The organism is Pedobacter sp. GQ55, assembly GCF_059758925.1.
The window spans coordinates 71,177-92,008 of sequence record NZ_JCAXEI010000001.1; the positions used below are offsets into that span (position 1 = coordinate 71,177).

23 protein-coding genes and 1 tRNA gene are annotated in these 20,832 nt (G+C 35.5%); 11 read left to right on the top strand and 13 right to left on the bottom strand.

The window, feature by feature from the left end:
- Positions 1–7 precede the first annotated feature (7 nt).
- Entirely contained in the window at positions 8–700 is a 693-nt protein-coding gene (locus tag AC6CH7_RS00270; RefSeq protein WP_498260758.1) for a hypothetical protein, read from the bottom strand.
- A 330-nt stretch (positions 701–1,030) separates the two neighbouring features.
- Between AC6CH7_RS00270 and AC6CH7_RS00275 the strand changes: the two genes are divergently transcribed.
- Positions 1,031–1,417 carry a hypothetical protein gene (locus tag AC6CH7_RS00275; RefSeq protein WP_498260759.1) on the top strand — a complete coding sequence of 129 codons (387 nt, stop codon included), beginning with the start codon at positions 1,031–1,033 and terminating at the stop codon, positions 1,415–1,417.
- Between the two features lie 653 nt (positions 1,418–2,070).
- Here the strand turns inward: AC6CH7_RS00275 and AC6CH7_RS00280 are convergent.
- The 6 genes from AC6CH7_RS00280 to AC6CH7_RS00305 all read right to left on the bottom strand — a co-directional run bounded on the left by AC6CH7_RS00280 (position 2,071) and on the right by AC6CH7_RS00305 (position 9,208).
- Positions 2,071–2,529 (bottom strand): JAB domain-containing protein, encoded by a 459-nt coding sequence (locus AC6CH7_RS00280; protein WP_498260760.1) that lies wholly within the window; start codon positions 2,527–2,529, stop codon positions 2,071–2,073.
- 235 nt (positions 2,530–2,764) lie between these two features.
- Positions 2,765–3,751: a DUF4062 domain-containing protein gene (locus AC6CH7_RS00285; RefSeq protein ID WP_498260761.1), complete on the bottom strand. Its 987-nt coding sequence runs from the start codon at positions 3,749–3,751 to the stop codon at positions 2,765–2,767.
- Between the two features lie 92 nt (positions 3,752–3,843).
- Positions 3,844–5,904 carry a hypothetical protein gene (locus AC6CH7_RS00290; protein ID WP_498260762.1) on the bottom strand — a complete coding sequence of 687 codons (2,061 nt, stop codon included), beginning with the start codon at positions 5,902–5,904 and terminating at the stop codon, positions 3,844–3,846.
- 116 nt (positions 5,905–6,020) lie between these two features.
- Positions 6,021–7,064: a DUF2806 domain-containing protein gene (locus AC6CH7_RS00295; RefSeq protein ID WP_498260763.1), complete on the bottom strand. Its 1,044-nt coding sequence runs from the start codon at positions 7,062–7,064 to the stop codon at positions 6,021–6,023.
- A 381-nt stretch (positions 7,065–7,445) separates the two neighbouring features.
- Positions 7,446–8,021: a HEPN domain-containing protein gene (locus tag AC6CH7_RS00300; protein WP_498260764.1), complete on the bottom strand. Its 576-nt coding sequence runs from the start codon at positions 8,019–8,021 to the stop codon at positions 7,446–7,448.
- Positions 8,022–8,032: 11 nt separating this feature from the next.
- Entirely contained in the window at positions 8,033–9,208 is a 1,176-nt protein-coding gene (locus tag AC6CH7_RS00305; protein ID WP_498260765.1) for a GmrSD restriction endonuclease domain-containing protein, read from the bottom strand.
- Between the two features lie 862 nt (positions 9,209–10,070).
- On the opposite strand from AC6CH7_RS00305, the gene AC6CH7_RS00310 reads away from it, so the two are divergent.
- Positions 10,071–10,313: a hypothetical protein gene (locus tag AC6CH7_RS00310; protein ID WP_498260766.1), complete on the top strand. Its 243-nt coding sequence runs from the start codon at positions 10,071–10,073 to the stop codon at positions 10,311–10,313.
- A 186-nt stretch (positions 10,314–10,499) separates the two neighbouring features.
- Here AC6CH7_RS00310 and AC6CH7_RS00315 read toward each other — a convergent pair whose 3' ends face one another.
- From AC6CH7_RS00315 to AC6CH7_RS00325, 3 genes are all read right to left on the bottom strand, one after another.
- Positions 10,500–10,985 carry a hypothetical protein gene (locus tag AC6CH7_RS00315; RefSeq protein ID WP_498260767.1) on the bottom strand — a complete coding sequence of 162 codons (486 nt, stop codon included), beginning with the start codon at positions 10,983–10,985 and terminating at the stop codon, positions 10,500–10,502.
- A 119-nt stretch (positions 10,986–11,104) separates the two neighbouring features.
- Entirely contained in the window at positions 11,105–11,509 is a 405-nt protein-coding gene (locus AC6CH7_RS00320) for a hypothetical protein (protein WP_498260768.1), read from the bottom strand.
- A gap of 169 nt (positions 11,510–11,678) precedes the next feature.
- Positions 11,679–11,930, bottom strand: coding sequence for a DUF8617 domain-containing protein (locus tag AC6CH7_RS00325; protein WP_498260769.1), 252 nt, complete (start codon positions 11,928–11,930; stop codon positions 11,679–11,681).
- A 181-nt stretch (positions 11,931–12,111) separates the two neighbouring features.
- Between AC6CH7_RS00325 and AC6CH7_RS00330 the strand changes: the two genes are divergently transcribed.
- From AC6CH7_RS00330 to AC6CH7_RS00340, 3 genes are all read left to right on the top strand, one after another.
- Positions 12,112–12,696, top strand: coding sequence for an SMI1/KNR4 family protein (locus tag AC6CH7_RS00330; protein ID WP_498260770.1), 585 nt, complete (start codon positions 12,112–12,114; stop codon positions 12,694–12,696).
- A gap of 642 nt (positions 12,697–13,338) precedes the next feature.
- A tRNA-Ala gene (locus AC6CH7_RS00335) sits at positions 13,339–13,412 on the top strand.
- A 156-nt stretch (positions 13,413–13,568) separates the two neighbouring features.
- Positions 13,569–13,730 carry an Arm DNA-binding domain-containing protein gene (locus AC6CH7_RS00340; protein WP_498260771.1) on the top strand — a complete coding sequence of 54 codons (162 nt, stop codon included), beginning with the start codon at positions 13,569–13,571 and terminating at the stop codon, positions 13,728–13,730.
- A gap of 254 nt (positions 13,731–13,984) precedes the next feature.
- Here the strand turns inward: AC6CH7_RS00340 and AC6CH7_RS00345 are convergent, their stop codons facing one another.
- Together AC6CH7_RS00345 and AC6CH7_RS00350 are read right to left on the bottom strand one after the other, a co-directional pair.
- Entirely contained in the window at positions 13,985–14,773 is a 789-nt protein-coding gene (locus AC6CH7_RS00345) for a nuclear transport factor 2 family protein (protein WP_498260772.1), read from the bottom strand.
- 140 nt (positions 14,774–14,913) lie between these two features.
- Entirely contained in the window at positions 14,914–15,165 is a 252-nt protein-coding gene (locus AC6CH7_RS00350; protein WP_498260773.1) for a hypothetical protein, read from the bottom strand.
- Between the two features lie 120 nt (positions 15,166–15,285).
- Here AC6CH7_RS00350 and AC6CH7_RS00355 point away from each other — a divergent pair, with 120 nt between their 5' ends.
- Positions 15,286–15,702: a hypothetical protein gene (locus tag AC6CH7_RS00355; protein ID WP_498260774.1), complete on the top strand. Its 417-nt coding sequence runs from the start codon at positions 15,286–15,288 to the stop codon at positions 15,700–15,702.
- 645 nt (positions 15,703–16,347) lie between these two features.
- On the opposite strand, the gene AC6CH7_RS00360 is transcribed toward AC6CH7_RS00355, so the two are convergent.
- A complete protein-coding gene (locus tag AC6CH7_RS00360; RefSeq protein ID WP_498260775.1) occupies positions 16,348–16,692 on the bottom strand; it encodes a winged helix-turn-helix transcriptional regulator in 345 nt (114 codons plus the stop codon).
- 122 nt (positions 16,693–16,814) lie between these two features.
- On the opposite strand from AC6CH7_RS00360, the gene AC6CH7_RS00365 reads away from it, so the two are divergent.
- The 5 genes from AC6CH7_RS00365 (at position 16,815) to AC6CH7_RS00385 (ending at position 20,763) form a co-directional block, all read left to right on the top strand.
- Entirely contained in the window at positions 16,815–17,567 is a 753-nt protein-coding gene (locus AC6CH7_RS00365; protein ID WP_498260776.1) for an SDR family NAD(P)-dependent oxidoreductase, read from the top strand.
- 22 nt (positions 17,568–17,589) lie between these two features.
- The gene (locus AC6CH7_RS00370) at positions 17,590–18,342 is read left to right on the top strand and encodes an SDR family NAD(P)-dependent oxidoreductase (RefSeq protein ID WP_498260777.1); all 753 of its coding nucleotides are present in this window, start codon (positions 17,590–17,592) and stop codon (positions 18,340–18,342) included.
- Between the two features lie 57 nt (positions 18,343–18,399).
- Positions 18,400–19,146 carry an SDR family NAD(P)-dependent oxidoreductase gene (locus tag AC6CH7_RS00375; protein ID WP_498260778.1) on the top strand — a complete coding sequence of 249 codons (747 nt, stop codon included), beginning with the start codon at positions 18,400–18,402 and terminating at the stop codon, positions 19,144–19,146.
- Positions 19,147–19,347: 201 nt separating this feature from the next.
- Positions 19,348–19,860, top strand: a complete 513-nt coding sequence (locus tag AC6CH7_RS00380) for a GNAT family N-acetyltransferase (protein ID WP_498260779.1) — start codon at positions 19,348–19,350, stop codon at positions 19,858–19,860.
- 36 nt (positions 19,861–19,896) lie between these two features.
- Complete coding sequence (locus tag AC6CH7_RS00385; RefSeq protein WP_498260780.1) at positions 19,897–20,763, top strand: CPBP family intramembrane glutamic endopeptidase; 867 nt, start codon at positions 19,897–19,899, stop codon at positions 20,761–20,763.
- Positions 20,764–20,832 lie beyond the last annotated feature (69 nt).

Here is a 20,832-nt window from a genome sequence, read left to right on the forward strand (position 1 = left end):
AAAGCTTTTATTCTATAAGATGTTGTTCTTTTAATTTTTTCAAAACTTCATCCAAATCCTGCTCTTTTAGGGTAATTATAATTACCCCGTTTTTCGCTTTTTCGCCATATAACTGTGTAGCTTTTTCGTTTTTAAGGACTTCAATTGAAGCGATCCGAGCCTGGTCAATTGCTTGAAGCGGACTAACAGAATTACTGTCGATTTTAAGAGGTATCTTTTTGTCTGGGGTATTAATTATGTACAGTGGTTTTTTTTGTTGGGTTTGCATACTAATGTTATCAGCGCTATGCACTCTTATCCACAATTCAGAGGCTTTTATTCCGTTGAATGATCCGGTCTGTATCATTTTGTCTTCACCTTCAAATACAATTGTAAAAGAAAAAGTCTGGCCGATCATACCAGAAGATTCCCTATTTACATTTAATATTTTCTCAGTGTATATCCCGTTTGTAATGGTATAGGTGCCAAAAATACTTGTTGTTGTGATATTTGTATTCGGGTCAATTTCTATTACTGTGAAATGAGTAGGAGTAAAAGATTTATATTTTTTAAACTTTGCATTCTGTTCATTATTATTAGGGTTGTCGCCATAAGTGAAATTTTTGATTTCCCATGTTCCAGAGAGGGTAGATGTAGACTGTTGTCCCCGAACATTAATAAATAAACATAGAACAACAGCCAGAGCGAAAAGATATCTCATATTGATATTTGGTTTGGAATTAAATATACTGCTTATCTGATTTTAAATTCATCTATTTCGTTATTTAATTTGCAAGGTTTCTGAAATTAATTACTTGTGCCCCACTCTGGTAGTTTTCGAGCTACTGTTAGCCAAGGAGGATTAGCTCAGCTGGCTAGAGCGCTTGCTTGGCAGGCACTCGGACATCAGCTTCAGACGCACTTTAAAGCTTAATTTATCTTCTCATTCTACTTCTCACATGAATTTCACACTGTATCTAACCTTAAATATGTAATTTGTTAATTAATGCAATATATGTATCTTAAGATAATCAATACTTAACCTCTCCGCATGAAAAAGAAACTTATTTATCTATCTTTCTTATTCCTCTTTTGTATTCAACTATCATGCGAGAAAGAGAAAGATTCTAAACAGTGTTACCAGATAAAAGTTGTTGGTTCTTACTGCCCCAAAAAAGGAGCTATATTGGTTAGTTTCACCAAACCAAATCCAGATGCGACCCCAATAAAAGACGGTAATGGTATTATTATTTCCTATCAAGCCGCATTGCTTAATGTTCCCGAAGCATTAAAAGTACCTGATAAAGTTTTCTATATCACCTACCACTATGATGTCGAATTGTCTAAACCAGATGATGTTTTATGTCCGTCGATATTCGGTCCAGTAAAGATACTGGTATTGGATTTCATCTCAAATGAGGGATGCAGCGATTTATAATCTTATTTTTTTACGTCCAAAAAAGATAGTCATGTATAAAAATATTCTTAAGCTAGTATTTGCTTTTACTTTCGTCTTGGTATTAGTATTTAATAAGCTGCGCGCTCAGCATGGGTATTTCGCCGAACTGGTTCTTCCCCAATTTTGGTGATCAAATGGATTTCCCGGTCTTTCCTCTCTCCCAGAAATATCCTCACTACGGCCGAAAAGCATTTTTTAGAGCCGGATGTACAATGACACTTTGCGCTACCACCAAAATTGGGGAAGAACCCAAAACTGGCCACTCGTTCCGCATTTAAACTGGCTATATGCCATGTTTTTTCACAGGAATTTCACAGGTTGTAGCGTGAAGTCCAAGTGAGATCTAAAAAAATGAGAAGTCACCTTAAATGATCTTTATTTAAATATTTAATTTGCAGGGTTTCTAAATTTAATTACTTTTGCCCCACTGTAGTAGTTTTCGAACTACTATTAGCCAAGGGGGATTAGCTCAGCTGGCTAGAGCGCTTGCCTGGCAGAAGTAAGCCAATCACTTCAGAAGCCTCTCAAACCCTTATTTTTCTTCTCATTCATCTTTTCGCACGAATTTCGCACGGTATCTAACCTTGTTATCTAATTTGTTAATTGTTGCAATTTAGTTAATTGAACGTAGCTTATAAAACTCCATTATCAGCTAAACTATAAAAGCTATCCTTACTTATTATCAAATGATCGAGTATCTCGATATCTAGCAACTTTCCTCCTTGTTTCAACTTCTGGGTTAAAGCCATATCCTCCTGACTTGGATTCAATTCTTGACTCGGATGGTTGTGGCATAGTATTACTCCACTTGCTCCAGACTTCAATGCTATGGCAAAGATAACTTTTGGATCGGCCAATGTGCCACTAACTCCTCCAATTGAAATCTCAGCCAGTCCTAGAACTTTGTTTCTTCTGTTTAATAGGATGATTTTAAACTCTTCTAAGAAATCTATCCGACCTAATGACCAATGAGCTATTAGTATCTCGTAGGCTTGTTGAGAAGTGCTTATTTGCGGTCTTTCCGAAGGTTTGTAGTTAGGTCTGTAGCTGATCTCAACCTCTGCCACGTTAAATAATGTGTTATGTACCATAAGATTTTAATTAATTATGGTACTCAACCAAGCTTTTCAAGAGACTAAGCAAAGGAGGAACGGAATAAATGGAATGTGCATGGCTGTTGGGTTTATGCCGTAGTTCCTTTAGGCGTGTCGATTGGACAAGCTTAACTTTGTGTAATAATTAATAAAATAACTAAACTAGTGTAATATAAATTATCATTAAAAAGGCGGGAGACTTCTAAGCGCGATGGTCAAAAGATTAATTCCGTCATTTATCAACCGTAATGCTTGTTAAATTCAAGGCAATTTGCCCATCACCTTCTTTTATGACATCATAATAAGGCTCATCATAATTTGGGTCATACTCATTACCTGGATCATATTCGTCGTAATTATAAATTCTTTCCATTTTATCCTTGAAATCTGTTGTCATAATTTTTACTTTTTCATCTTTGAACAAAACCTTAGCGAAAATTTCGTATTCAATTGATGCAGACAAGGCTATAATTTTATTGAGTTGTTCGAATTCAATAAAAATATGCCTAAAGTTTTTGAATTTAAATATTGGATGGGTTACTTCGATTTTGCTGATAACGGTTTTGCCAAATGCAAAATTAAAACTTTGGCAAACAGCTTTTGAAACAGGCTGCGGGTGTCCGATAAATTTTACTTTTAATTTTATTTCTCTTCCTGAATAAGCGGCAGGAACTAGAAAAAATAGATCTAGCACTTTTTTTGTATTTTCGTATTCATCCTCAACGACATCAGTAACTTTTGGTGTTAATAGTTCGTTAAATTTACGTTGTAATTTAGTAACTAAATCTTGTGAATTTGAAAAGGTGTCAACAGTGTGTTTATCTTTAAGAATAGTTTTAAAATTATTTAATTTTTCAATTCTATCAAATTGAATGAGGTTAGGCGTAACTGTTGAGCTCTCTTCGTCGATAAGATAAATTAAAATTTCTTTATCCTGTTCAATAGCTTTCTCATATTCTAATTGCGAATAGGATTTTCCTGTATTTGGTTCTTCGCTGCCATACCTCATTCCTATGATCCCCACATAAATGTCTGACTGTTCAACTTCGGAAATACAAGTTGTCAAAGGGGTGGACTTTCTTGCTCCAAATTGTTCCATTCCTTTAACTGTCACGTCAAATTTCTCAAGGCAATCCCAAACCTTTTTTCTTTCCTCTTTAAGATCAAGAAAAGTAGATGATATAAAAACTGTTTTGCGTGTTGTATTCTTTTTGCTCATTTCCTTATTGCAATCGGTGTATAATTAGAAGTTCATGATAATGCAGCGAATCCATTCATGGATAGCTTTCGATATGGAATGTTCGATTGGGATTAATTACTAGGTAACCCGAGTTTATCAAATAGCAATCGATTTCTCGCTTTTGCGTCTTTTAATAACTTGACATAAGATATAACTTCTATATATGCATTATATTTAGAGTGGAAATAATAATAGCCCAATCCATCTGGTGTTTGAGTATAGTTTCGCTCGTCTAAAATTTCTATGAGGCTGTTATTGAAATCGCAGATTACATAAGCATAGAAAGGTGTCCTATCTTTATCAATTTGAATAATTTTACCTCTTCTGTCAGTTGCTTTATTTTCTCGTATGGTACTGATATACGAAATTACTTGATCAATAGGGTTTTTCTTTTTGTGCCTAGTGTTATAATCATGTCTTTCAGGTCTTTTAAACTCGACTATAACAAATGAATTATGAGGTGCATCATCATTAACAAAGGCAAAACTTTCGTTAAAGATTAATAAATCAGGTCTATCGAGACTATCCAAACTAGGTAAGACTTTAACCTCTTTGAAAGATTTATCTGATGATAAATAGGAGTGATATGATAATCTCTCATCTATCAGCCACAGATTCTGTTGCTCAAATGTAATTTCATCGGACTCACTTTTGAGGGGAAAAAATATTTTGTGAATTGTATCCTCTGTAAAATATTCATTTTTTTCATCTGCTCCCAAGAACTTATCTAATAATTCAATCACAGACTTTCTATGAACAATATATTTCGCAAGATTGGCTTTGCCTATGTCATTGAACTTTTCAATAAACTCGTCATACAGCTCTTTGTATTCATCGGTGTCGGTGATAACGCTTTGGTTTAGTACTTTTTCTCCGAGTTCCTTTATTTCAACCTCTAAATCAGATTGAACTTTGTATAGTTCAATATTCAATTTATTCCCTGATAAATTCGGATTCATATTACGAACAACATCAGGCTTGTATTTTAACAACGTCTTATATTGTGGTGCATCAGCAATTATATGTTGACTGTATTTTGTGTATTTCTCCTCTCTTACTTTACTTAAATAATCCTTTAATAACTCTTCTAAATTTTGAATAACCTTTTGTCTAATGCGATCTAAATTAGGAGAATCATTTACTAAATGTTGAAGATCAGATTCTTCCAAGTTATCAGGGAAATCGAAATCAGTGCGCTCATTGTCAACATTTGCATCCAGGAATTTACTTGTGACATAAACTTGGTATGTAAAATACACACCTGGTTCTTCCATAATGGAATTACCTAAATCTGGAACATATTTGACAAGTTTCTCTTCTCGAACAACTCTATCATTCCCGCAATAGTGAATTCGATGACCCTTTTTAACATCATAAAGTCTTAATAAATGGATATCGAATTCGGAGCCATAAAGGTCAAATTTACTAGCCTTAATTGCTGCTTTAAAAGATGTATTGAAGATGCTATTTAAATCAACTTTGTAACCATTGATTTTTTCAATAAGATCAATATTTGGGGCTTTTTTATTGAGATAATACACCAAAAAATGATCTATTATCTTTTCTCCGATATCATATAAAGTTTTTGGGCAAGTTTCCTGATAATCAACTATAAAATTACCAAGCGTGACTGAAGTTCCAGTTTTTGTACTTTGTGAACTATCCACTTTATGGTCGAATATTCCTTTGCCAATAGGTTTAAATGTAAATTCTCTTATATAGTTCGTGCCTAATTCCTCATTCTTGAAGCTACTTTTAAAACTTAAACTCTTAAATGCTTTTAGGCAAACGAATCTTCCAATGCCTTTGGCACCTCTTTCGATTTTATGTTCTGATTCTGCCGTAAGAAATGACTTAAAGTTTCCAAGGTTCAGACCGATCCCATTATCAATAACTTCAATATCTTTAATTGGATATATATCCACTCTTTCACATTGTGCAAGAATCTCTGAGCCCCCCTGCCTATAAATATTGACCGAGATTTTCCCGTTGCCTAATCCTTTGTCTTGAATTGCGTGAATTGAATTACTTATAGTTTCAAACAATGGCCAAAGAGATTTGGCTTTAGGTAGTTTTGTGTTTCTAATTTTTCCGGAAACATTTGTATGCAATTCAGGTAATGATTCTTCCATATGTTAATTTTAGTCTAATTTAATATTAATCAAAGGGTAAAGATTGGAATACCTTTGAATTGTCTAAATTCAGGTTCTTTGAATTGCTTGCATGTAGAAGTGCTGTTCATTAGATTCTAGATAAAATCTATTAATGGAGTAGTATACCTTATAGAATTTCCTTCCATTGAGAGTATAGGAGCATATTTGACATCAACATTAGCATTTTTGATTGATTTAGCAAAATAAGATAAATATTCAAGAGGTGGAGTTGGCTTAATCAATTTTATAAGCTCACTCCCTGAGCTGCTGAAAACATGAACTGGCATTGATATAGTTGGTGTGTTTGCTTTGACATTTACAAAAATAGCTAGGTTACCAGAAATAAGGATGCGCTGAGAATCAGTTGCCTGTTCTAAAAACTGGTGGCTTACAAAATCACTCGGTTGAATTAATCCTATTTCAGTAAGAAGTGCGATGTCAGTGTAATTTATTCCGAAAGTAGTAAGCTTTTCATCATCATTTCCTTTGAAAATGAAATTAGCACCAATAGACATAATAGATAAGTTGGCGACCTTCATAAAGGTGTCCGCTTCGCTCTTAGATAAATTCCGAATTAGCTCTAATGTACGTAAAGAATAGGATTTAGGCTGTTTAATCTCACCTGCTAAAATCTTCCCCCATAAGGCCTGCATCTCTTCACTGGTTACATCCTCAACGATGTTAAAAAATCTAGTGGTCCAATCTTCATCTAATGGCTCATCGACTATTGGAGGCTCATTCTTTAATTCATCAGCAGCAAACGCAGTCACATTTTCTATATTTAACTGTTTTTTAGTTTGTTGAAAATTCATTCGCTCTCTAACCCGTTCCTCGATCTGCTCTATCAGGTTTAAATCTTTTGATTCTAGTACAATCTCTTTAGGGGAACTAATAGTTATTTTATTTTCTGTATACTCGATACCACCAGTCAAGGACAGATTCTCTTTAATCGCGTTTGCAATTATTTTCATCTCATCTGCTCGTGCTTCAGCGAGCTTTTTAATTTCATATGTTTTGGTATCGATATCCTTCCTATCGAAGTAAGATTTGGATAGTCTTCCGACTGAACTTGAAACAATATCCATGAGTTTGTCTATTGGTAGCACTTTACCAATACCTAATATGTCATTAAATTCCATGCTGGAGGCGTTTATCTATAATTCTGTTGATATTTAGTAATGTATTAAGTGCAAATTAACTAATTTAATCTACTAAGACAATACCCAAACAACGCCGATTCCAGAGGTACATCAGAAAATTAGTGATGGATTAAGCCTAGCTGAATGGCATGAGTAAAACTGATAAAGAAATTTAGGACAGTAATATTGTAGTATATAACCCCTTAATATTTGGTGTCCTTTTTAAGTCTTTCTTCCAAATCCTCTTTCATAAACGGCAAATGGACAATAGGTTTACGTGCAGTTATTGGGCGCTTCAAGCTTACTAACTTCTTTAAACGTATCGATAGGGCAGGCTTAACTTTGTGTAATGATTAATATAATCTTCCTTTGATTAAATTGCTATTTTATTTTTTTTATTTCTTTATCAATTTTTTCTATCTCAGTTTGTATAAGGGTTACCGTATTTTTAAGAGTGCTTGGATCAAGTGGACTCTGAACAGCTGCTGTTGAATGTGCGACTTTACCTCTACTAGACCCAAAAGAAGACATTATAGACAACCAAGTGGCATCTAATGTACTATATTCAATTCCAACCGGCAGCAATATATCTAAAATGTTTTTTTCCTTAATTCCATGATTCACTTTTAGCTTGCCGATATAAAAAGATAATGATTTATGAATCCTAACTTCTAATTCATTGCCCTTAATTGGATGTTCACAAAAAGACAACAAAGCAAGTAGCACATTACTTTTAGATCTATTTATCTTCCATTTATCAAACGCTTCCTTTGCTTTTGACTCTGAGACCTCTTCAAAATATGATTCTATTTCTGCATGTATTAAAAGTAGGTAAGCTCTTAAATCATCTTGTTCTTTATTGGTATAATTTCCTAATGCATTTACAGCAGGTAAATATGAATTTTCAATTACGCTAATACGTTTAGCCAATTGCTTGAACCTTTTTGAATTTGCCATATTTAGTCTCTCTAGCCTAAATTAGGGATAGCTATCGGAACCCCACAAATTTGACTTAAAGCATTTCCCCATGTAGAATACCTCTTTGCAGTTGGCCCTATGTTTTTGGTTGAAGTTTCAAATGAATTCAAAAACTCATTATCTGTTTCGGAAAGCAATTTGAATCTATCTATTATTTGAGCAGCAAAAGGTTGAGCTGCATTTCTAATCACTGGATCAGAAAAATAAAACACCATTATATCATAAATAGCCCGATTAAATCTGCCTTGATACTCGTTACCCTTCCATTTTCTAAAGGCATTTTCTTCCCATATACCATAGCAAAAGTCAATGGCATTATTAAGTTCATTAGCGCTATTTTTTACTTTATTTTCATTAGTCCCCCAGTCTTGGTTTAATTGCTTAACGGTTTCATCGAAGAACTTCTTTAGATTGCCGGTATATTCATTTATGTAATATTTAAAGGCAAAGTATCTAATAACTAATTCAATATCTCTCATTCGATAATCTGGTTCATCAATATTTAGAACCTTCTTTATTTGATTACTTTCAATTGAGAATTCATCTGTAAAATCTATAAATGGACCTGGATGAAGAGCCTGTCTTAGTTCTTGAGGTGCCAATGGTAAACTCCCTGTATTGAGCCTCAAAAAAACATTATAGAGAAAAGCTTCATTTGGCCAATTCTTAATAACGATCGTTCTAATTGGTTGATTTTCAAGTTGAGTAGCAAAGTCCTCTAAGTTAGGATCTGCTTCCAAATCAATAAATGACTTATTATTCAAGGCCGATAAGGAGTCTAAACCCTTAAGTTTTAGCCTAGGGAAAAGTAAATCATCCGCTTTTGAGAAAAATTGTCTTATACTCAACAGTCTTTGTTTTCCATCTATTACTATATAGGTCCCCTTTTTATCCTTTCTCTCAGCAAGTATGATTTGGGGTATTGGTAAGCCTAAAATTATCGACTCTATGAATTTACTTTTTCTTTTATCATCCCAAGCCTCTCTCCTTTGGAACTTTGGCTTAAGGTCTATTGACCCTTTATCCATTTGAGTAACAATTGTCTCTGTTGTCCAATCAGTTGACCATATGACAGCTTGCTGATACTCAACCAAATTAACCTTTACATCATCTTCATCTTCTAAATTAACATTTTCAAGATCATCAAATAAATTATTCTGCACCATGGTTTTTTCTATTCATTTATTCAAATATAAAACAAATTGGAACATTAGCAATATGTCACCAGACCCATCAAATGACTTAAAAGTCCGTCATATCAATCTAAACACAAATGTGTTCATACGCAAAGAAGAATTATATAGCATCAGCCCCATTAAATGCTGAATTAATAGTTTAATTGGATAAATAAACAATAATCTAAATCCTTATTAGCTCACCTAACCTCGCGAATTGAGGTAAAAATGTGCGAAAAGAAACACGAAGTGTGATTCGCGCTATGTCGAAGGCACGAGACGCAGTCGAAGTTTTTACCGATCGCTAGGTGAGCACATAAACAAGCTAGCTGTAACAGTTAAAATCAATTGAACGCAGTGAATGAAGATTTAACTGTTGGAGAAGATAGCACGTAATCGGGACTTTGTGGCAAGCAGTAAGCATGACAGATATATTTTAAACTGAGTGAATCCAGGATAAACTTATCCTAGATGAGCGAAGTATATCTGGCGTGATTAATGCACCCACTTAGGAGCGGTGAAGTACCTTTCTTCCGACGACTGGCTTTGATAACACCACAAGCCTATTGATAGAACGAACTGTTCGCAGTAAAGTTAGTAAATGAAGCCTGTAGTTATTCCTCCTCAGTCACTAAAGACCAGACGATGCCTTCCCCTGTTGTAAGCAGCAAAAGTAGGGAAAGGCATTGTTTGCGTCTGCAATTAAACTCCCCGATGGTAGCTCACAAACGAAACGGCTTTAATAAGGGTGAAGTGGCATTGCTTATGTATATTCATATAATTACACTTTAAGAATCACAATGAATTGTTGGTTTTAAATAATTGCTATCTTTAACAAACCAACCTAGTTATTATGGAAAATTTAAAAGCTAAAGAAATTATTACTGCGGGACTAATGGGAGTAAGCGGTTTTGTTGCTCCGTTTTCTCTTTTTTGTATGATTTACTATTTTACTGATCATACTGCTAAACCCCTTTACCAGATAAAATATCTTGTACCAGCCTTTATAATATCGTTAGCAGTCTGGTTATATTGCTTTTATGTGAATAGGTCAATAAGAAAATACAGGAAAGAAAATAATCCTCCCAGTATTTAAATTATAAGTTTGCCCAACTATATTGTGCAAGAACTGGTAGAATGGCTTGAGTTTATTGACGCTATTTCACCGTTAAACAACGATGTTGCTGAGAAGAATTAATTGCTTGATATTTATCTCAAGCCCCTCTTTTGAGCGAAGCCTGAGTATAGGAATGCATTACTACAAATATATATTAAATCCCGACTAGAGTTTTCTCAATTCATAATCACGCTTTGCATGCTCGTACGTGAAATATCTGTTCTCATTATCAAACCAATTCAAGGTAAGTCCCATTCTAAGTTTAGTAGATGAAATAAGTGTATAATCAACCTCGTCTTCGTTCCACATGTGAATGCACGATTCTTTAATTATGTTATTATCGATTATAGGCATAAAAAGATGATTTGAAGGACGGTCTCCCCACTCACTGTAAAATTCAATGAACCAAGATTTTAACTCTAAGCTTTCAATTAGTCCAACTAAAAACACCCACTTCTCTTTTCTGTAATATCCTCCTTCGTCATCACTAACCATAAAGTCAGTTTCTTTTAAATGAATTATAAACGAGTCAAACTGATCAAATTCTAATGCGGCTTCAATCAGACCTGAGACATCCGATTCACCGAAGTCTAGAACGATTATTGTTAAATTGTGCTGAGCAAAATGAACTATTGATTCTGGGACGTCCACTTGTCCCTTGGTGATTATAGCAGCTATTCGTTGTCCCATTAGACAAATATAATAACATATTACCAAAGTTGCATTCTCGGTCTAAGCCACCATCTGTGGAGAGGGTTGGTGTGGGAATATTAAGAAGATTGCAAACTTATATAGCCTTTAAAATAAGTCGCAATTGCCATTGGCAATAGTAAACTAGCAATCCAAATAACCCAACAAATCACACGGGTTCTCTTAGTATTCCATCGATGGTTTATAAATTCATCATATATATCTTGATGTCTGCCTTTAGCTGCTAAAATACGGTACAATATCCCTAAAATTACAAGGGTTATTATAATGCCTATTACACGAGTAAACGGTGTAAGGTGCATTATGGATTTGTTGACCAGCAGACCAATCAACATCGTTAGACCAAAGACGGTTAACTCCACTAATAGCAAAGCTCTAAACCATCCTATCCAATCCTCAGGTTTGTCATTGTCTTTATCTTTATAAAAATAGAGGAAACAGAAGTAATAAAATCTTAACAGCATGCGAGTATGGATATAGAAAATTTATGCTTATCAATCAATTTGGAGACCAGATGATTGAGCTGAGCCTTGGTAAAGTAAATTGCAGAAGCGTGTTGCACTCCATGATCGTAGAATATCCCTTCTCTTATGCATCAATAGAGCGAAAGCCTTTATTTAGGAATATGGTTAATCATTGTTTAGAATATACAGTCTGTGGTTTATCATATCCTTCCCAGAAGATATGTAGTCTTTCACATTTACTGCACTTGACAACAATCTGCATTTTGGAATATACGAGTTCTGCATCAATTTTACCTGCGATGTCTGAGTTCTTATCCGTTAATTCGTCGTAATCTTTATCAGAGATGATCATCCATTGATTCGAACTTGGAATATCTCCTAAATAAATAATGTTGTCGCAATCGCATCTTATCTTTGGCATATTTGTCTTAAATTAAGTATATATTGCAAAATAAGCAAATGGAGCCACATTCCTGCGCCCATATTTCATCGATATACTTCCTTAATTAACTTTAGGTGATTGTTCCTGATAACTTTGTCAAATGCCTAATTGTTTGCTTTTATCACTATCTTGGTTACAAATAGCAAACTTTTATCAGTTTATGAATAGCATTATAGAAAGCTTCAAGATAATTCTCACCAAGCAAAAGGATTTAAATTATCATTTCCCTACTATACTTAGGAAATCTGCCAACTTGCAAGACATAGCAAAGATAGAAGCAGCTTTGGGATTAGTGTTCAATGCCGAGTTGAAGGAGCTTTATTTGTTTGCTGACGGAACTGATATTGACAGCGTAACGCCATCGGGCCTTACAGGACTGATACCAATACACAACTTCTTATCACTGGAGGATGCAGTTAGCTATTACAATCAAAGCATAGAGTTTGAAGAAAGCTTTCACAATTGGACTAAGGACTTTCAGCCGGGCAAGAAATTGTTTCCATTCTTAGAGGATGGGGCAGGCAATTGTTATTGGGTTGATCTGAATGAGGAGACACCAAACTATGGCAGGATATTCTGGACAAATACTTTTGGTGATGATCCTGATTATGCTTTTAATTCCTTAACATATATGTTTGAGGTCATTGCTGAAGCTTATCGTACTGATGTTATGTTCTTAGACGACGATGGTTATCTAGATTGTGATTTCAAAGCATTTGACGAGCTTTCTCATGCCAAGCTATAAAACGGGCTTAGGTAGATATATGGTTTGTTCTCAGTTTTAAGATGGTTATTGTAATTCATGCAATAGTTGTTAAAACTTCCCATCCATTCATTTAAATTGAAAATGAATAGATGGGAAGCATTTAGGATACAATAAAATCAATTGTAACCAATGCAGGTTCTTCATTATTGACTATTACCCGATTAAATGCAGGTTTAGTATACCTCGATTTAACCAATGACGAATAATAAAAAGTAAAGTATTCGGGTATTAATGCTTGGTTACCGACTTTATATATTAACATGCTTTCAATAGCCTTATTTTCATAATCGAATTGCAGTGTGTTGAGAATAAGTGCGTGATTTAGCCTGCTACTTTCGTGTATCTAATAATAGTTTTATGGTAACCATAATGTTTGTTAATTATGGCTAGACATCGTTTGAGTTCGCACATTTTTCGCACAAAACTCGCACACTTCCTATGTGTGCATGGTGTTACGACTGTATTTACGAATCAAAAGAAAATGAAATAATGAACAGGAAATGTAGCTATAGCCAGACTGTATGAACTAATAAAAACATTAATTACACATTTAATTTGCAAGGTTTCTAAATTTAATTACTTTTGCCCCACTCTAGTAGTTTTCGAACTACTATTAGCCAAGGGGGATTAGCTCAGCTGGCTAGAGCGCTTGCCTGGCAGGCAAGAGGTCAGCGGTTCGACTCCGCTATTCTCCACCCATTGAAAGCCTTTCAGTTAATTCTGAGAGGCTTTATTTTCGAAACGAGGTTTCTCTCAGATAGATTGCTTAAGTCATGTGCACAAATTTCACAATAATTTTGCGAGTTTCTTGCGCAAGAATTGAGTAAAGACTTAACCATAACAATCAGATTATGGTCAACATTACTACCTTTCTGGACATCAGAAGAGCAAAAAAGGATGGAACTTATCCAATCGTATTTAGAATCTATTATCAACAAAGGTCTTTTACTAGATCTACAAAGATTTGCATAACAAAAAAGCAATGGGATGATAAAAAGTGTATATTTCAATGAAAGTGGTTCTTCGTCACTTTTGGTGAAGAATAAAAATTCGTTATAAAAAATCTATTCTGATTCTCCGAAAGGCCACTAAAAAAACTAAGCTGTTAGGACGGGTGACATATAAATTTAGAGTTTTCACCAAAAGTGACGAGGAACCACTATCTGCGTAATACACATCTTACCAACTCTTCTCTTTAAAATATACACTTTAATCCTAACCCTTTTTAATAAAAATTATTTGTTGTTGTTGCAAGAGGGTTTAAATTTTATTTAGGTTCAACTGCCTCTGCCATTTCTACTGTTTCACCATACTCTTTGATGATAAGCTGACCTTTGGTCCCTGATTTTTTCTTGAATGAAAACGTAAGGTCCCGGTCTTTCATAAAAAACGAATTTTCGTTTTCCGGATAGATTGAAAAAGTTTTTTCACCTATCATTAATTTAAGGTGGTCGCCATCAATATCAACAATCATATTTCCAGTTTGACTGCCTTTGTAATTGCCCGTCAGTTGTTGTAGCTGATTTTTCGAAAGTGATATTGGTTTGCGTTCATTGATATATTTTGCCGGTCCATGGTCATAACTAAATACTCGGGAAAGTTTCCATTGATTGTTTTTCAACAGCCAGAGATTAGCAAATGGAGCGTGGCCATCCAGACGCTCTGGCTTACCTTTTGATGTCAGGTAAAACACGTGTTCACCGGTGAACAATGCGCCATATACGGTATCATTTGCCCGGAGCAAATGCAATTTCACCGTGCTGTCTATGGCTTTGCGACGCAAACGAAAATCACCATTGCACAGGTTTTTAATACTTTTCAGCATGGCAGCTTTACCCAGAGTGATGCCACCCTTGTCATGATAAAATTCAATATCATCTGCGATCAGACTTGACTGCAGCGCGGAATCGCAACCGTTGTAACCTTTCCAGAATAAACTGTCTTGTTGCCTGACGGTACGCTGGATCGCTTCAACATTTTCCTGCGCGTTTAGTACACCTGTTGTGCTGATGAAAATTAGTAGCGTCAGGATGAGTAGGTTGTTGTAGATTTTCATTGTTGTCTCTTTTTAATAAGACTTCCGAAGATCCAAAATGTTTCAACGTGGACAGGTCATTTTCTAATGCAGCTTCGAAGTTGCCAGTTTCACAGATCGAATTACCTGTGGATTTGATTGTCCCCAGCCTGTTTGCTTTTTTATCTGATAATGAAGACAGATTTTAAACTGGCGGCAACTGGACACCTTACGTCACCGTCACCGTCTCCAACACCGGTCACCGGTGCTAAAGAATCATTTAATCTGCTCGACAAAAAAGAAAGAACAGTGAATGCGGCGAAATTTTCATCCGGCAGAGTTTCGTCGTATGAATACCGGCTGTCTTTCGCCATCTTAAGAATCGTTCCAACAACATCCGCCTCAAAAAGATTATTTTCAGTCACGTAATTCAAATGATTCGTATAGTGCCTGATCTACCTTATATTTTTAATATTATAGCTACATTGAAACCAAGAATAATCAGAGCGAATTGATATAAAATTCGTTCATCAGTTTATTTGTACCCTAACCAAATGATCAAACGTCTAATCGAACAATTCTATCAAACGATGTTTAACTACTTTGTTAAGAAAGATGGTTATAGTCCCGTTTCACATTATTTAGCATCTATCAGCATAATGCTGATTTATGTATTTCTTATTGCGGATACATTTGCTATTGCCAATCTAATACGCCCAGGCCTCATAGGTTTTTCAACAGCAAAAAAGGGTGCTGCTTTTATAATAATAATAATAAGTCTACTAAATTATCTTTTTTTATTCCAAATTTTGAAATTGGAGAAGGAAGGTGATCAGGATAATCGTCTCTTTGTAATAGATGAAGTACAATACAAAAAGACTCTGAAAGCTACTTGGCTTATCTTTATCAGCTTCTTTGTTTTAGAGTGTTTTGTGCTCTTTCGCCAATTTCTTGAAGAAAATGCAATGTAGAATGACCCCTTATAGATTATCATAATTCCCTCATTATTTGATAATCAGCTAGGCTTGAAAATGTTTGGGTTTATATCTTTTATAAGACTTCTAAAAACATATTTTTTTTTGCCGGATTATCATAAACTCATTCCATTATTCAAATCGAAGTTTTAGTTTTTGATGATGAGTTTTTGATGATTTGCGTTACAAAAAAAACGATGGTGACTGTTGCGGAAGGTTTAAGTGTAATGTCGGAATTTTTGAGTCTTTCTCGAAGGTGTCAAAGAAGAAGTACGCAAGTACGACTTAATACATTAGTGTACCTAATTAAGCTCTCCATGGACAACTGGACAATATTCTTCCGACTAATTACTATAATTTGTATAATGATATCTGTATATCTTATTCTTCAAGCCCTAAATGGTCTTTGGATCGCTAGTCTTGAAAGAAATAATATATTAAGAGATATGCAAATAGAGCTTCATAAACAAAATCTCAAGCAATAATCCCCAATCGATCGAACTGAACATTTTGGTGCAGACCTGGCTGGCCAATTTGGCCGTAAAATCGGTGATCAGCTTAGACTATGGGGCGATGGCCATAATCAGCATAATATCCAAGTTAAACGCCTATTTCAATTAATTTTTTCAATAGATTTTCCCTTTATTTTGACTCCTGAGCTATCTTCTTATCACCCCATTCTTTAAGATATTTAATAAATGGAATTAATTCCAATCCTGTTGCTGACAACGAATATTCCACCATCGGAGGAACCTGATGGTAGACTTTTCTATTGATAATAAGATCAGTTTCCAATTCTCTCAGCGTTTGCGTTAGCATCTTCGTGGTGATGTCAGGTAAAGCACGTCCTAATTCTCCATAGCGCAAAACAGGATCTATGTGTAAAGCCCATAAAATTCGTCCTTTATATTTTCCGCCAATTCGTCTAAAAGCATAATCCACAGAGCAGGTTGGTTCATCAGAACATTTTATTTTACGTTTATTCATTTTTATTTTTTTGTAATGTATTGAAAATCAGTTTACATACTTTTTTGTATATAAGATACAAAAAAGTACATACTTGCGATAAATATACAAACACTTTATTTTTGAACAAAATAATGTTTAATATGAATTTAAGATTAAAGGATAAAGTAGCGATAGTTACAGGTGCATCAAAAGGTATTGGTGCAGAAATAGCTAAAGAGTTTGCCCGTGAAGGAGCAATGGTTGTAGTAAATTATATATCAAACGAAGTACGCGCAAGCAACATAGTTCGAGAAATTGAAAAGGCCGGTGGTACGGCTATAGCAGTTCAGGCGGATATTTCAAAGCCTGACGATGTTTTTAAATTGTTTGAAACAACTGCGAAAACATTTGGAAAATTGGATATTCTTATCAATAATGCTGGTATCTATGGCATAATCCCATTAGAAGAGATTACACTTGAAGCGCTCAATGCCAATATTGGTATAAATTTAATCGGTCCAATTCTTTGTTCACAAAAGGCTGTAGAATTGATGGGGTCAGATGGTGGAAGCATTATCAATATTAGTTCGTCGGTAAGTATCAATCCAACGCCTGGAACACTTGTTTATGCGGCTACAAAAGCAGGTCTTGATAATGTCACCAAAACATTGGCCAAAGAACTGGGACCCAAAAATATCAGGATCAATACAATTGCACCTGGAATTACGGAAACTGAGGGGTCACATGAACAGGGATTTATGGGCGGTGAATGGGAAGCAAATCTTCTGTCCAAAATTCCGCTTGGCAGGATAGCGCAACCCATTGACATCGCAAAAGTTGCCGTTTTTCTGGGCTCTGACGATTCAGTATGGGTCACTGGGGAAAGAATTCAGGTTGCTGGTGGAATGATTTAGCCATAAAAAATTAGCATTAAAAATGAATAAGATACTAAAAGCTAAAATAGCTTTAATTACCGGTGCATCAAAAGGAATTGGTGCTGGTATCGCTAAAGCCTTTGCACAGCAAGGGGCGAAAGTGATCGTTAATTATAATACTAACGAAAGCCAGGCGAACAATCTGGTACAAGAAATTGTAAATAATGGTGGAACTGCTATTGCAGTACAAGCAGACGTTTCAAAACCTGAAGATGTTATTAATTTATTTGATACGATTGCTGGAACATTCGGCACACTGGACATTCTGGTGAATAATGCGGGAATCTTGGAGATAGAGCTTTTGAAAAACTTAACGTTGGAAAACCTTTATAAACAAATCGACATCAATTTGGTTGGTAATATTTTAAGCACGCAGCAAGCCGTTAAGTTGATGCGAGAGAATGGTGGCAGTATTATTAATATCAGTGCAACAACTAGTCTCAATCCGATGCCTGGCACCGTGGTTTTTTCATCCACAAAAGCGGCAATTGATAATGTTACCAAAACGCTCGCTAAAGAATTAGGACAAAAAAAAATAAGGGTAAACACCCTGGCTCCTGGAATGACAGACACAGATGGATCTCGCGAGAAAGGATTTATAGGAAGTGATTTTGAAATAGAAAATCGCAAGCTTACGCCACTTGGTCGTATTGCACAACCAGATGACATTGCTAAGGTTGCCGTTTTTTTAGCTTCTGACAGCTCTGGTTGGGTAACAGGAGAGAGAATACAGGTATCTGGAGGTCTTCAATAAAACGTCCTCTTCAATTAAAAGACAGAACATTAAATTTTTTAAACATAAAATCAAAAAATGAAATTACAAGGCAAAGTTGCAGTTATTACAGGATCTTCTAAAGGTATAGGAGCCGGAATAGCTAAAGAATTTGCGCGAGAAGGGGCAAAAGTTGTCGTTAATTATTCCTCGAGCAGAGATGATGCGGAAAAAGTAGTAGCAGAAATTACCCGCAATGGAGGTGCTGCCGTAGCTGTTCAAGCTGACATTTCAAAGCTATCTGACATAAAAAGACTTTTTGCCGAGGCAAAGCAAGCTTTTGGCCAATTAGACATTCTGGTCAACAATGCCAATGTATGGCGATATGAAATGCTGGAAAACGTGAGCGAAGAAACGTATGAGATGCAATTTAATACAGGATTGAAGGCCAATATCTTTTGTATACAGGAAGCCGTAGCCCTCTTCGGCGAAAGAGGAGGAAATATCATTAATATTAGTTCTACAATAAGCCTTAATCCAATTCCAGGTACATTGATCTACTGTGCCATGAAAGCGGGAATAGATACGATTGCAAAGACTTTGTCCAAAGAGTTGGGACCTAAAAACATCCGAGTCAACACAATTGCACCTGGCATGACGGAATCTGAAGGTTCAACCGCTGATGGAAGACCGGGCAGTGAAATGGAAAAATACTATTTGGCACAAACTCCATTAGGCCGTATCGGAAAGCCAATAGATATTGCAAAAGTTGCAGTATTTTTAGCTTCCGATGATGCGGGTTGGGTTACAGGAGAACGAATTACAGCAGGTGGTGGGATGTTATAGTTACTTCAGTAAGTGCCTAGTTTTGGAGCTGCATTCAATACAGAAAATGGACTACAGTCAAATAAAACAAGCTGGAGAAGAGATAAAATGTATATCAATTTAGATTTAAACCACTGACGAAGGGTGTTCCGTTTAGATAGTTGCAGAACTATTTGAAATCTAGGATTCACTGTGAAAAGTTTTTTAAAAAAAAGAATTATTATGAATTATATATTCAGAAAAGCAGAAAAAAATGATGCACAGCAGATATGGGTTATTTTACAGGAAGCAATTGAATTACGAAAAAATGAGGGCAGTACTCAGTGGCAAGATGGTTATCCCAATTTAGATGTAATAATTAATGATATCGCAAAGGCAGCAGGCTATGTGCTCACCGCACAAGATGCTATCATTGGATACTGTATGATCTTGGTAGATGATGAACCTGAGTACGCCAGCATTAGAGGGAAATGGATTACTGACACAAACTTCGTCGTACTTCACAGAGTTGCAATTTCAAAAAAACACTTAGGAAAAGGTTTAGCTCAACTCATGTTGAAATTCATCGAGGAAGTTGCAGTCGAAAAAAACATTTATAGCATCAAAGCGGACACAAACTTTGATAATTTCGGTATGTTGCGGATTTTTGAAAAGCTTGGTTACATTTATTGCGGAGAAGTTACTTTCAGAGGGAATTCTAGAAAAGCATTTGAAAAGAACCTTCAAATAACATAAAACTTATTTTCGTAAACGTAAACGTAAATGAAATCTATGAAATTAAGATCACAAAATCCAATTTTACTTTATTTGATTTTTACTTTAATCTTCAGCTCCATTGTCTGGGTGCTTACATTGAATGCTCCAAATGCAGGTCGAATCGCTGGCCGGATGTTCGGTTATGGTATTATGTGGTGTCCGGCGTTGGCAACAATCGTTACATTTAAGCTTACAGGACGTAAGATGTCAGAACTTGCATGGAACTTAGGTAAGTCTAAATATCTTTGGGGTAGCTATTTAATACCTTTATTCTATTCTCTGGCGGCTTACCTAATTATTTGGTCAACGGGTTGGGGAGATTTTTATAACATATCATTTGTAACCAATACAGCACATGAATTTGGTTGGGATGCTCTTCCACACGGGCTGTTTATTATTATTTTTTTCATTATGAATGGTGCTATAGGAATGTTTGCAAGTATTTCGACTGCACTTGGAGAAGAGATTGGCTGGCGAGGATTTCTGGTGCCTGAATTGGCTAAAAAAATGGGTTATACAGGAGTATCACTGACTACTGGCCTAATTTGGGGTGTATGGCATTACCCCTTATTAGTTTTTGGAAGTTACAATAACGGAACCCCAGCGTGGTATGGCTTGATTTGCTTCACGGTTTCTATTACTGCGGTTAGTTTTATTTTTACCTGGTACAGAATGAAATCAGGAAGTTTGTGGACCGGTGTTCTATTGCACGCAAGCCATAATCTGTTTATTCAAAGTTTTTTTACACCGCTCACTCAGCCCAATGCTAAGTCTCCGTGGTACTACGATGAATTTGGAGCCGTCGTACCAGCAGTTATTGTAGTTTTCGCTATATATTTCTGGAGTAGACGAAAAGAACTTATCAGTATATATACTTCCTAATTATCCGAACATTGTTATGATAATTAGGAAGATATGTTTTAGGCTTGGAAACCAAATTACATTCTCAGT